At 37.4% G+C, this 13,402-nt stretch carries 12 protein-coding genes; 7 read left to right on the forward strand and 5 right to left on the reverse strand.

The window, feature by feature from the left end; translation table 11 throughout:
• Positions 1-58: 58 nt before the first annotated feature.
• Entirely contained in the window at positions 59-967 is a 909-nt protein-coding gene (locus JFU50_RS21790; RefSeq protein ID WP_053346480.1) for a YitT family protein, read from the reverse strand.
• 386 nt (positions 968-1,353) lie between these two features.
• Between JFU50_RS21790 and JFU50_RS21795 the strand changes: the two genes are divergently transcribed.
• From JFU50_RS21795 to JFU50_RS21820, 6 genes are all read left to right on the forward strand, one after another.
• Positions 1,354-3,537, forward strand: coding sequence for a PAS domain S-box protein (locus JFU50_RS21795; protein WP_201224089.1), 2,184 nt, complete (start codon positions 1,354-1,356; stop codon positions 3,535-3,537).
• Positions 3,538-3,602: 65 nt separating this feature from the next.
• On the forward strand, positions 3,603-4,790 hold the full coding sequence (locus JFU50_RS21800) for an MFS transporter (protein WP_242485404.1): 1,188 nt from the start codon (positions 3,603-3,605) through the stop codon (positions 4,788-4,790).
• Positions 4,791-5,305: 515 nt separating this feature from the next.
• Positions 5,306-6,094: a GDSL-type esterase/lipase family protein gene (locus tag JFU50_RS21805; RefSeq protein WP_201224091.1), complete on the forward strand. Its 789-nt coding sequence runs from the start codon at positions 5,306-5,308 to the stop codon at positions 6,092-6,094.
• Positions 6,094-7,008, forward strand: coding sequence for an ABC transporter ATP-binding protein (locus tag JFU50_RS21810; RefSeq protein WP_201185305.1), 915 nt, complete (start codon positions 6,094-6,096; stop codon positions 7,006-7,008). Before JFU50_RS21805 ends, JFU50_RS21810 begins: the two co-directional genes overlap by 1 nt.
• Complete coding sequence (locus JFU50_RS21815; RefSeq protein WP_201224093.1) at positions 7,001-7,981, forward strand: ABC transporter permease; 981 nt, start codon at positions 7,001-7,003, stop codon at positions 7,979-7,981. The genes JFU50_RS21810 and JFU50_RS21815 overlap by 8 nt, the downstream gene beginning before the upstream one ends.
• 327 nt (positions 7,982-8,308) lie before the next feature.
• On the forward strand, positions 8,309-8,740 hold the full coding sequence (locus JFU50_RS21820) for a CBS domain-containing protein (protein WP_201185302.1): 432 nt from the start codon (positions 8,309-8,311) through the stop codon (positions 8,738-8,740).
• 40 nt (positions 8,741-8,780) lie between these two features.
• Here the strand turns inward: JFU50_RS21820 and JFU50_RS21825 are convergent, their stop codons facing one another.
• Together JFU50_RS21825 and JFU50_RS21830 are read right to left on the reverse strand one after the other, a co-directional pair.
• Positions 8,781-10,757: a S9 family peptidase gene (locus tag JFU50_RS21825; RefSeq protein ID WP_201224095.1), complete on the reverse strand. Its 1,977-nt coding sequence runs from the start codon at positions 10,755-10,757 to the stop codon at positions 8,781-8,783.
• A 192-nt stretch (positions 10,758-10,949) separates the two neighbouring features.
• Positions 10,950-11,279 (reverse strand): YckD family protein, encoded by a 330-nt coding sequence (locus JFU50_RS21830; RefSeq protein ID WP_201224097.1) that lies wholly within the window; start codon positions 11,277-11,279, stop codon positions 10,950-10,952.
• Between the two features lie 298 nt (positions 11,280-11,577).
• Between JFU50_RS21830 and JFU50_RS21835 the strand changes: the two genes are divergently transcribed.
• Positions 11,578-11,724, forward strand: coding sequence for a lmo0937 family membrane protein (locus JFU50_RS21835; protein WP_116820598.1), 147 nt, complete (start codon positions 11,578-11,580; stop codon positions 11,722-11,724).
• A 110-nt stretch (positions 11,725-11,834) separates the two neighbouring features.
• On the opposite strand, the gene JFU50_RS21840 is transcribed toward JFU50_RS21835, so the two are convergent.
• Together JFU50_RS21840 and JFU50_RS21845 are read right to left on the reverse strand one after the other, a co-directional pair.
• Positions 11,835-12,755, reverse strand: coding sequence for an NAD(P)/FAD-dependent oxidoreductase (locus tag JFU50_RS21840; protein WP_201224099.1), 921 nt, complete (start codon positions 12,753-12,755; stop codon positions 11,835-11,837).
• A gap of 145 nt (positions 12,756-12,900) precedes the next feature.
• A complete protein-coding gene (locus JFU50_RS21845) occupies positions 12,901-13,224 on the reverse strand; it encodes a winged helix-turn-helix transcriptional regulator (RefSeq protein ID WP_053346472.1) in 324 nt (107 codons plus the stop codon).
• Positions 13,225-13,402 lie beyond the last annotated feature (178 nt).

A 13,402-nucleotide genomic window follows, 5' to 3' on the forward strand; every position in this document is an offset into this window, starting at 1 on the left:
CTTTTTGCTTATTTAAGTAGATGTAGCAAAAAGCCAGAAAAATTAAAGATAAGGAAGATTAGTGAATATCCTTTTTCTTGAACCGGCCCCCACGAACTTCAGCAATATCTCCGACTGCAAGGAAGGCAGATGGATCAAAGCTTTTGACTATATCTTTAAGCTTTGCTTCCTCAAGGCGATTTATTACACAAAAGATAACCTTTTTATCGTCTCCCGAATAAGCACCTTCGCCAGCTAAAAAGGTCACACCTCGACCAAGCCGACTCATAATTGCATCACCGATATCTCCAAACTCATCGCTGATAATCCAAACAAATTTAGATTCATCCAAACCAGCGATAACAATATCCATCGTTTTATAAGCTACGAAATACGCTATAATCGAATACATGGCACGGTCCCATGAAAAAACAAAGCCAGCACTGCCAAGGATGAATAAATTAAAGAACATGACAATCTCTCCAACAGAAAAAGGAAGCTTCTTGCTAGCTAGAATAGCTAGAATTTCTGTTCCATCTAGAGAACCGCCATATCGAATAACCATTCCAACACCAATTCCAAGAATCATTCCGCCAAAAGCGGACGCAAGGAGGATATCTTGAGTGAAAGCTGGTACGTGGTGAAGCAATGTAGTGGTTATGGAAAGGACTAAAATCCCATATAGAGTAGATAATGCGAAGGTTTTTCCAATTTGTTTATAACCGATAAAAAAGAAAGGGAGATTCAAAACAAAAAGAAAGATACCGAGCTTCCAGCCCGTGATATAAGATAGCATAATAGATATACCTGTTATACCACCATCTATTACATTATTTGGTACTAAAAAAATCTCGAGGCCGACAGCCATTAAAACAGCACCGATTGTAATTAAAAGACCTCTTTGTAATATTTGCCTTAGTGTTAATTTTTTATGCTGGGTCTTCTTTTGCATAATTTCTGTTGTATTTGTATTTGCCAAGTCTGACATAATCATGCCCCCACTCCTTCTCTCTATATATGTACTATTTAATTATAAACCTATAGGTATAATTAAATAAAGAAATTAACATTCTTAATTAATATACTTTTTAAATAATAACCAGTGTAATTGTACATTTAAGTGTTTCATGCAATAAAAAACCGTATATGAATGCTTGTCAATTCACAAGCCCTTTCTATTTTACTCTATACAGAAGAATAGTATTTCTCATTTTACTGCATTTATTAAAAAACTTCTCTTTTTCTTTAGAAAAATGATGAGCAGGAAGATAGTATATGTAAATAGATAGGTATTAGGAAATAAAAGTCTTTAAGGTACAACATATTTCCATTACAATATAGGAGAATAGAATGACAGAGGTGACAATGTAAACAATGGAACAATCAATAGTATCATTTAATCCTATCCTTTTTATGATTGCCGTACTGTTGGTATTTATGGCGTGTTATACAGCGTTAGATTTACTGACAACATTAATTACAATAGTAAAATACAAACGTCTTTTGTATGTAGGGAGCATTTGCTCTATGGGAGTAGCTATCTGGACGCTTAATTTTGTGGTCATTTTTACTTTTGAGAATACGGGAATGGCATCGTACAATTTTGCTTCGATAATGCTTTCATTAGCAATAGGGGTTGTTCTTGCAGGGGTAGGATTATTAGCTATTTCTTATAAACAACAGTTACTACAAATGATTTTTTGCAGTTTTATGTTTACCATGGCGATTTTGTCGAATTATATAATGGGCATGTTTGTTTTAAACAACTCTGTGCAATTTAACCCTTTGTTACTTGTTATTACACTACTCATTATTTTTAGCTTATTTTTAATCTCACTGTTAGTCTTATTTTATATAAATAAAGTAAGTCAATCTTCCCTTAAGCCAGTCAGTACACTGATTATGAGTGCGGCAATCATCGAAGGGTATTTTCTTTTTTTGAGAGTGTTTCCGGTTACTGGAGAAAAGGAGAAAAATGAATTTGTTCAACTTAGCCCGTTTATTTTATATCTAGTCAGTTTTGTTTCGTTATTTATCCTTGCCAGTTTAATTGGTTCTAGCACGATTGTTGGAAGGCGTTTGGCAAAGAGTGATAGCACAGTGAGTGATATCCGTTATGCTTTGGATCAATCTTCTATTGTAGCTATAACTGATGCAGAAGGAATCATTACATATGTTAACGAAAAATTTATAGAAATCTCACAATATGAAGAACATGAACTGATTGGAAAAAGTCATTCTATCATTAATTCGGGTTATCATCCTCAAGAGTTTTTCGCTGACCTTTGGTGCACAATCAAACAAGGAAAAACGTGGAATGGGGAAATCTGTAATCGGGCAAAAGATGGCGAGATTTATTGGGTGGATACTACAATCGTACCATTTATGAAAAAGGGAAAACCATATCAATATATTTCAATTCGTTCGGATATTTCCCGTCGAAAAAGAGCGGAAAGCGACCTAAGGGTCTCAATTAAGGAATTAGAGGATATGTATTATGCTATTAACCAATCATCCATAGTGGCGATTACCGATGAGAAAGGGATCATTGTCGATGTAAACGATAAATTCTCAGAAGTTTCCGGGTACAAGAGAAGTGAGTTAATTGGTCATACTCACCAATTGGTTAATTCCGGATATCACTCAAAGGAATTCTTCGATGATATGTGGAAGGCCATTCAAAATCGTAAAGTATGGAATGGTGAAATTAGAAACAGAGCGAAAGATGGCAGTTATTATTGGGTCGATACAACAATCGTTCCATTTTACACTGTGGAAGGTAAACCATTTCAGTTTTTGGCGCTTAGGTATGATATAACGGAGCGTAAACAAACAGAAGAGATGCTTCATCGACAGGATAAACTAGCTGCAGTCGGCCAGCTTGCTGCTGGTGTCGCACATGAAATTCGGAATCCACTTACCTCGATGAAAGGGTATACTGAATACTTACAATTAGATGAAAAAGATGAAAATAGACTTGAGTATTTGGGAATTATTATGGATGAGATTAACCGTGTAAATGAGATAGTTGAAGAATTCTTAGAACTATCCAAACCGCAGTCCCTGATTTTGGAAACGAAGAATATAGTACCAATTATTCAAAATGTTTTATCTCTAACAGAGTTTGATGCACGGAAGAAGAATGTTATTCTCTTCTTTGATTGTTATCACGAGGAAATCCTAATTCGATGTGATGAGAATCGTTTAAAACAAGTCTTATTGAACTTTGTTATAAATGGGATAGAAGCAATGCCTGACGGGGGAGAAATAAAAGTCGTTACAGAACTTAAAGAAGAGAAAGTACATATCTCCATAATCGACACGGGAGTTGGTATGCCACCCGATCAGCTCAGGAGGATTGGAGAACCATTTTTCACGACGAAAAAATCCGGTAATGGGTTAGGACTTATGATTAGCTTTAAAATCATTGAAAGCCACCTAGGGCGAGTATTTGTAGAAAGCGAAGTTAACAAAGGTACAGTTTTTAATATTGTCCTTCCTATGGAAATAGTAAAGGATTTTTCCAATGATGGAATCGAAAAAGTGGGGCTTGTATAATATCTGGTATTTGATGCATGTATATGATAATTTTGAAGAAGATGACCGCATGGGGGATACTGGATTTGGAAAAACAAAAACAAGCTAATATCTTAAGTTTGAAGATTTTTTATCTTTTTTCGTTTTTTGCTGTGGGAAGTTTAACACCGCTCTTAAGTGTTTATTTAGCAAATGAGGCAGGGTTAAATGGAATTGAAATAGGTACTATTATGTCTGTCGGGCCGATAGTAATGATCGTTTTTCAGCCAATTTGGGGTATTGTCTGTGATTGGAGCGGAAAACCTGCTAAAATTCTTGCAATGACATCGTTGCTCGCTGGTTTGTTTGGCTTAGGATACTTGCTCTTCGAACCCTATTTACTTTTAGTATCAGTCGCAGTTGTATTGGCAATCTTTCAAAGTGCCATTATACCGGTTTCAGATAGTATTACCCTTCAATATACAACAAGAATCAAATCGAATTATGGAAAAATACGTTTATTCGGTTCGCTTGGTTTTGGTGTGGCTGTTTTTGTAATGGGAAAGTTATCGGAATCATTTATTGGTCCTTCTGTTATATTTTACGCCTTTTTTATCGGCCTATTAATTGCGGCACTTCTAGCTTTACGCTTGCCTGAAGAGCCTCCTCAAGTAAAGGCAAAACTTTTCAGTGGGATGAAAGAACTGTTAACAATGAAACGTTTCCTAATCTTTCTTGCTGTAACATTTCTAATCTTCGGCCCTAACCTTGCTAATAATGTCTATTATGGCCTATTTGTTGAGGCAAGGGGCGGGACATATACAGGAATTGGTATTGCATTCCTGCTAGCTGTATTGTCGGAAATACCATTTATGAGAATGGCAGGCAGCTGGATAAATAAATTAGGCCTGCTGCCAATCACATTATTAGCTGGAATTGCTTCGTTGGTTCGTTGGTTGTTTTATTTTACGGAACCAAGTTTGGCAATAGTATATGTGACTTCCATGATCCAAGGTTTTTCACTGGGGTTATTCATTCCTGCAGCTTTACAATATATTAGAGAAGTCGTCCCACCTCATATAACAGTTACTGCAGTAACGCTTTATTCTGCAATAGGTAATGGGTTAGGTAACTGGTTCAGTACCTTTAGCGGCGGAATAATCTTGGATAAATCAGGGATTTATATGGTGTACTTATTTTACAGTTTGCTCACACTTATGGGGATGCTTCTAACAGTGTGGCTCATGAGGCTTGAGAAAGTACCTGGAAGAATGAAAACTATTTTTTGGAAATAATTTTGTTCAGCATGAAGGTGTATTTTATATATTGTTTTGTTTATTAAATAGACCTATTCGTTATAGCGAATAGGTCTATTTTCAGTGGAAATATTTTATTGCAAAAAGGTTTAGTATTTTACTGAAAATCCCATAGAGATTATTAATGTATAATTGTGTATTTGATTCAGCGTCTGATGTAGCTAAGAAAAATAAAAAAAGTATTAAAAAGATAAAGAAATTAGTTCTTATCGTTAATTTTATTTTTAAAGAAAAAGTAAATCTGGGGACAAAAGAAGTTAGGTGTTGCGTTGGCCACTGCTCATTTTTCACCTCTTGCTCGCAGTTCCTATAGGGCTAACTTCAGTGCCTGGCATAATATTTTCGAACACTTGCTTACAACGTATTTGTCAAAAAGAGCAGAATTACGGTGTGGTGATTTCCTCTGTTTTTGTAATGAGACCCATTCAGTTTTTTATTTTTGGAAATAATATGTTTTAATGGAAGGAAGAGAATGTATGGAAGGATGAGTGTTATTGAGCCAAACCAAAGTGCTCGCTGTTACCGTTGTATCAGTAGTTATCGGACTGTTTTTTTTATTTTGTCTTGGATGGGCGATAATTGATTATTATGGAAAAAAGGCTTCTGATATAGGTTTAAATGAAACAAACCCCATTGAAAAGAACCTCCCCGAAGACTTTACAGTAGTTGCATTAGGGGATTCGTTGACGCGCGGAACTGGTGATGAAACAGGGAAGGGCTATGTCGGCCTTGTCGTGGAAGATTTGGAAAGTAAATATAATAGCAAACCGCTTATTCATAATCTTGGGATTAATGGACAAGTGTCTCAAGAATTGGTGCAGCAGGTGAAACAAACGGAAGTGAAACGCCAATTGCATACAGCTGATGTTATTTTAATTACTATTGGCGGGAACGATTTATTTCAACAAGGCCAAACCCTGTTTGATTATGATCTTACTGCGACTTCTGAGTTACAAGAGAATTATCTGGAAAACTTGAATACCATTTTTAAAGAAATCAATAATGTCAATGATAAGGCAGCCATTTTATTGATTGGCTTATATAATCCATTCATAGAGTTGGATGAAGATTTTGATACAAACCGAATTGTCCGGGACTGGAATAATGAAACCGCTGAAGTGGTGGCTCTTTATAAAAATGCTATTTTTGTTCCTACATTTGATTTGTTTCAATTGTCGGTCAATGACTATTTGTATTCAGACAAATTTCATCCAAACAAGGCAGGATATCGTTTAATTGCTGATAGGGTTGCTCCTTTAATACAATGGGAGGATGAGAAATAATGAGTAATGTGACATTGTCTGTTAAGGGCCTGAAAAAAAGGATTGGTAAACGGGAAATTATTAAGGGAATAGATTTTGAGTTAAATGAAGGAGAGGTTTTTGGTTTTCTTGGACCGAATGGAGCTGGAAAAACGACGACGATTCGCATGTTGGTCGGTTTGATAAAGCCAACTTCAGGATCCATTCAAATATGTGGGTATGATGTGCGCCAGGACTTCACGAAAGCGATGCAACATCTGGGATGTATAGTTGAAAATCCAGAGCTATATCCTTTTTTGAACGGCTGGGATAACTTGCTTCATTTTGCACGAATGCTACCTGATGTTGAAGAGTCAAGGATCAATGAGGTAGTGGAACTCGTCGGTCTACAATCGAGAATTTACGATAAAGTGAAAACCTATTCCTTAGGTATGAGGCAGCGTCTAGGGATAGCTCAGGCAATGCTGAACCGTCCAAAGGTATTGGTCTTGGATGAACCAACTAACGGCCTAGATCCTGCTGGAATTCGTGAAATGCGCCAATTCATTAGAAAGCTTGCGGAAGAAGAAGGGATGAGTGTTCTGGTTTCTTCCCACTTATTAAGTGAAATCCAGCTCCTATGTGACCGGGTGGCCATCATTAAAAGTGGAGAGATTATTCAAACCGATACGGTGGAAAGTTTATTAACCACTCAAGAGCGGTTAATTTGGCGGGTGTGGCCTTTAGAAAAGGGAAAAGAAATTCTTAGCAGTTTTACGGAAATTACCGTAGATCAGGACAATATCATTACAGCTTTTAATGAACATGAAACGCCTAAGTGGAATGCTGCACTTAACGAAGCTGGTGTAAAGGTGTATGAAATGAATCGTAAGCTTCCGGGATTGGAAGAGTTATTTTTACAAATAACTGGTGGCGGAGGTGCTGGTATTGAATAACCTGATCCAAAATGAAATGATGAAGCTTCTGGCAAAGAAACGGTTAGTCATCATTGGTATCATTGTGGGTGTTTTAGTGCTGATGTTTACATATGCGCAATACAAACAAGTGAAAGAGCAACAGGAGAAGTTAGGTACTGATGATTGGCGTGCAGCTCTTCAGCAGCAAATCATTGATACCCAAAATCGGTTAGGATCAAACAGGATGCTAGATGAGTGGCGTGAACAGCTCCAGGTAAGTTTAAAACAGCAGCAATATTACCTAGATCATGACATTAACCCTTCAGAACCAGGGGCCACGACATTTACGCGTATGTTTTTAGAAAATGCTATTGATTTGTTCATCCCACTGCTGGTCATGATTGTAGCAAGCGATATGGTTTCTTTCGAAAACAGTCAGGGCACGATTAAACTTCTGCTTACAAGACCAGTGAATCGCTGGAAAATACTAATGAGCAAATATGTGACATTATTATTGTCCGTTTCTATTATCGTGGCTATGACAGCGTTATTGTCATATTTTTTATCGGGACTTGTTTTTGGGTATCATGGATGGGAAGCCCCTGTAATAACCGGTTTTGGATTGAATGGCAGCGATGTGGATGTCAGTCAGGTTAGAATAGTTGAGCAATGGAGATTTCTATTAATGGATATGGGGCTTGTCTGGCTGGTAGCAGTAGTTGTAGGGACTCTCTCTTTCATGTTATCGGTTTTAGTTCGAAGTACACCTGCGGGTATGGGCATAATGCTTGCGGCACTCATATCAGGGGCTATTTTGAACAATATGGTGTCGTCATGGGAATCGGCGAAGTACTTCTTTATGGTAAATTTAAAATTAACCACTTATGTTAGCGGAACAGCACCACCTATTGAGGGAATGACCTTATTATCCTCCGTCATTACTCTTTTAGTCTGGTGGGCGCTTGGTTTGATTGTTTCTTTTGCAGTATTTACCAGAAGGGATGTTTATTAAGGAAGGACAGCTTTGTAAAAATCAAGGCTGTCTTTTATTTTTTTTTACAGGGTATCCATTTAAGTAGATAAAATGGATGATCTTCATTTGAATGAAAAATTCCTTCCAATGACTTCAGTTTCCAGTGAGAAGTTAAAATTGTTAAAGATGATATTTATTGTCTCCCGATTCAAATTGTTAATATTATTTTTGTAGGCTCCCCAAAAGATGAAAATAGCTAGACCGGATTATGGTAAGCATGTGAATTGAATGCTATTGGGGTTTTGAATAATATCTTTTAAATAGTCAACAATAATCAAGCAACTATTGCTAAATGGAGGGGTTTCTATGACTACACTAAGAGAAATTATGACAACAGACGTGGACTGTTGCACTGTGGAAGATAATATATATGAAGCAGCAGTCAAAATGAAGGATGCTGATGTTGGAGTCATTCCTGTATTGGAGAATAACCATTTAATTGGTGTCATTACAGACAGGGATATCGTTATCCGTTGTGTTGCCGAGAAAAAGCCGAATTCAACTAGAATAACTGATGTTATTTCCACGGATCTTGTAACAGGCACCCCTGATATGTCCGTAGAAGAAGCAGAGGATTTAATGGGGAATGAACAAATCAGAAGGCTCCCTATAGTTGAAAATGACAAGCTGGTCGGAGTTGTAGCATTAGGTGATCTTGCTGTACACCATCAGACAAATTCAATTGCGGGAAATGCTTTAAGTTCAATTTCCGAGGACAGAGATCAAATTCAACACTAAAAACAAAACTCTGTTAGCTTTTGCTAACAGAGTTTTGTTTTTAAAAATATTTATTGAACCAACCTTTGATTTCTTCAACATGTTGAAGACGCATCTTTGGAGAACCGCTTCGCGATACTTCATGGGTTTCTCCTGGAAATGAAACGAGTTGAGCTTCTTTCTTTTGTCGTTTTAAAGCAACAAAAAATTGTTCGCTCTGTTCAATTGGGCATCGATGATCCTTTTCGCCATGCAGTAAAAGCAAAGGGGTATTCACATTAGAGACATACTTTAAGGGCGAGTGTTGCCACAATTTATCCGCCGAGTCAAAAATATCACCCTCAATTTCCCACTCCGTAAAATAATAGCCAATGTCGCTTACGCCATAAAAGCTTAGCCAATTACTGATGCAGCGCTGAGTCACAGCTGCCTTGAAACGATTCGTATGACCGACAATCCAGTTTGTCATGAACCCTCCGTAACTGCCGCCGGATACTCCTAATTTTTCATGGTCTATAAAATCATAGGTCGCTAAAGTATAGTCTACAGCGGCCATTAAGTCCTTATAATCCATTCCTCCATAATCTCCTCGACATGCATTAACAAAGTCCTGACCGTATCCCACACTCCCACGTGGGTTGGTGAATAAGACAGTATAACCTTCATTAGCCAATGTCTGGAATTCGTGAACGTAACTATTAGCATACATCATATGTGGCCCGCCATGGATTTCTAAAATGAGTGGATACTTTTGGTTGTCTTTAAATTCGGTCGGTCTCATAATCCAGCCGTGGATGGTAAGCCCATCAACAGATGGAAAAGAAATAGGTTCAGGTTGTGATAAATATTTATGCTGTAAAAATTCATCATTCACAAAACTGATTTGTGCTTTTTCTCCATTCGTAAGGTTATAAACAAAAAGGTCACCGGGATGAACAGGTGTACTGATGGCGACAATGGCACGGTGACTTTCAGGATCTATGGTTAGACCGTATATATGCTGTGGGTCAAGGATTGATGGATACATGGCTCCTTCAATCGATCCATAATAAACTCCGGTATTTCCATAATCGCTTATTAAAAAATAAAAGCCTTGGCTATCGTTTGTCCATAAAATTCCTGGGTCTACTGCCCCAATTTGGAAATCGCCGATTGCAGAATCTCCTATTTGAACGTCCCATCCTTCCGTCAGGCACTGTATGGTTTGATCAAACATAGAGTATAGCCAAATTTTTGAAAAGGTAGCCCCGGCAAACTCTTTGTTATGACCAATGAAGGAGAGATACTGACCATTTGGAGACCACTTCGGATCTTTAAAAAAACCAGAACTGCCCGTTATTTTCTTTGAAGATTTTGTTTCAAGATCCATGATAAAAATATCGCTGAAAAGATCGTCATCGCTTTTTTCAGCTTCTCCGCATATGTAAGCAATCTGCTTCCCGTCAGGAGACCAGGCATTTGGGCGATAATCGATGTTATTTTTTGTTAGCAAGATGGTTTCGTCTTTTTCTATATCTACTATAACAAGCTGTTGATATAGCTGATCAAAATAGCCTCTGCCATCCCATTTATACTTAAGTTGGTCATAGCGCTGAACTTCTTTGGACAGGCCCTTTTCTTCTTCCACAGTAAAAAGGGCTTCACCCTCCTTTAACCCGGTTGAAAGTAACAGCTTTGTAGAGCACGGGGACCAAATCTGATTTGTTGCTCCGTTGATAAAATGGGTTATTTGTTGAGATTCCCCGCCAACGGTAGAGATTAAATGGACTTGTTTTTTTCCTGACCGGTCTGATATAAAGGCTATATTCTTTCCATCTGGGGACCAGCATGGAGATGTGTCTCGGTTTTCTCCAAATGTCCATTGCTGTGTTTCATTCGTAATCAAGCTGAACATATACAAGTTGGAAACGTATTTTTCTGTTTTTTCATCAATTCTTGTTTGAACATAAACCGCCATGCTACCATCAGGTGATAACTTTGGATCGGTCGCTGATTTCAAGTGGAATAAGTCTTTTGCTACTATTCCTATTTTGTTCATGCTTTTCACCCTTTCATGTTTCTCATAGTTATGTATTTCGCTAAAGAGAAATATAAACCCTTTAGTAAATATTTAACTCTTAAGTATTATTTATTGAGAAACGAAGGATTTGAAAAAAATCCGACCTTTTTATAATGGACGGATTGATCAAGATATATGGATAAATAAATTGTTAATAGGTTGTTTCCTTGATTAATTAGACTTGTGTTGTGTATGTGGACGGTGAGGCGGAATTTGGAAATTGTGTTCTTCCATCATTTTATAATGCTTTTCAAAGTGTGAAAACATTTTATCGGCTTCTTCCTTGGAAAGTGCCCCGAACTCTACGTATTTTTCAATTAATTTCTTTTTGTCCGCCAGAATCTGCTGTTGGATTTTTGCGAGTTCTGCCTTTTGGGCATCGGTGAATTGTACGCTTTCTGGTTTATCAGATTTTTGAGTATCCATTGCTGAAGCCGGGTGATTCAAACTTAACAAGAATAGAGAACAAACGGCAAAACAAATGACTAAAAACTTTTTCATGAATAAACGTCTCCTTTGTTATTTGTCTTATTAAAGCTGTGGAACCTATTTAAAAAACTTACTATTGTGCCTTCTAGTAGGTTTCTCAGCTGCAGGAAGAATTACTTTATACCTTTTTATCTTTTACAGCATTAACAGATATATGTAATATTTTTCTGTTCATTCGCTAGATGGTTTGTAAGTGGCAGAAATGGGTAATGTAAATTTAAGGTTGAAACTTTTGCAGGAACTCATCATCACGGAAGTGAAATTTATGGAGTCAGATGATGAATATGACTGAGAAGAAAGGAAGATTATAATGTTTTGGACGATAATAGGGGCATTAATATTAATATGGGTACTTGGTTTAGTGTTTAAAGTGGCCGCGGGCTTTATTCATATATTGCTTATCATAGCGGTCATTCTTATACTTGTTAAGGTTTTTCAAGGGAGAAGACGAGTGTAGATTTACTTGCGATTCGATGGTCATACGCAATAGCATTTATAAGTGTACAAATACAAAGAGCGCCCTCGCATATAGGGCGCATTTTTGAGTTTTCTATAAGTTAACTTGCTTTAATCCATGTAAGGAGGTGGCTCACCCATCAGTCTTTTGTGTATCCATATTGCTGCCTGAGTCCCGTCTCCCATGGAAATGGTGACTTGTTCGGAATGGGCAACAAGGTCGCCACCAGCCCAGACACCGTTAATATTAGTTTCTTTTGTACGTGGATGGATAACGACGTGATTACTATCATTTACCTTCACACCTAATTGCAAGGCAAGATTATTATTCAGTTTGTTACCTTTAAAAGCGGTGAATGCCTTTTCAGTTTCAATTATTTTCCCATTTACTAATTGAATCGCTGTCAACTGTTGTTTAGCATCAATAATTGCTTCTTGTACTTCTTCTTCGTATACAGGAATCTTATTTTCCTCCAGCTTTTTTCTATACTTATCATCAATTTTTGATTTTAAGTGATTTACGTAAACGATATCTTTTGACCAATATAATAGAGTAAGGGCCATACCTGCACCCGCATTTCCCCCGCCGAGAACCACCGTTTGCTTATTCATAATTTCATAACCATCGCAGTCGGGGCAAATATAGGTGGATGTTCCAAGAGTGGGATAGAGGTTTTTAATCGGAGGGATGTTATCGGTAATGCCTGTTCCGAGAAAAATTGTTTTTGCTTGGTATTCCAGGCTATTCGCTGTACGAATGAAAAACTTGTCCTGTCTTTTTTCCAGTAATGTCACAGAATCATTAAAGAATTCGACACCGAATTTTTCTGCGTGCTGTCTGCCCAGACGTCTTAATCGGCTGCCGCTCACTCCGTCTGGCCATCCAAGTATATTATGGTAAGCCTTAGCTATTGTAGATCGGCCGTGTGCAGAATCAATTACGATAATATCATGTTTATATCTACCGAGCTGAATGGCTGCTTGGATACCGGCGATTCCCCCGCCAATAATAATGCAGTCTGCTTGCTTCATAAATTCACCGCCCATAATTTTAGGAATAAACCTAGTTTTATTCTTTCTGTAAAAAATATACCACCAGACATAGATCGGTAAACTATTGGAAGACATAAAAAGAGGATGATCGCCATTTGCGACCTTCCTCTTTTTCTTGCATATGCTATTGATTCTGTATTGGTTCGAGCCATTCTTGTGCCCAGTGTTGAATTTCAGTCATTACGGGCGCAAGAGCTTTGCCTTTTTCTGTTAAAGAATATTCAATCCTGACAGGTGTCTCTGGATAAACGTCTCTTTTTACAATACCTTCAAATTCCAAGTCCTTTAAACGTTCAGAAAGAATCCTGCCACTGATTGGGAAGGCAGATTCAATATTACAAAACCGTTGAGGGCCAGTAAGCAATTGATTGACAATCAATCCAGTCCAACGTTTACTCAAGATTTGCATGCCTTTTTCAAATCGCGGACAAAGTGTCGTATTATTCATCATATCACCCCATTATTATATATTATAATGCATTTACCGCTTCTGTAACAACTTTACCGAATATTATTTAGTTACTAGAGACGTTTTAGTATAAAAAATATATTAGCTTACTTAAGGTATAATATAAGATGTTAGAAAAATTTTCGCCTCGAAAATGCCACATTTTAAAAGAAATGAT

The organism is Peribacillus sp. TH14 (genome assembly GCF_016651145.1).
Lineage (GTDB): Bacteria > Bacillota > Bacilli > Bacillales > DSM-1321 > Peribacillus > Peribacillus butanolivorans.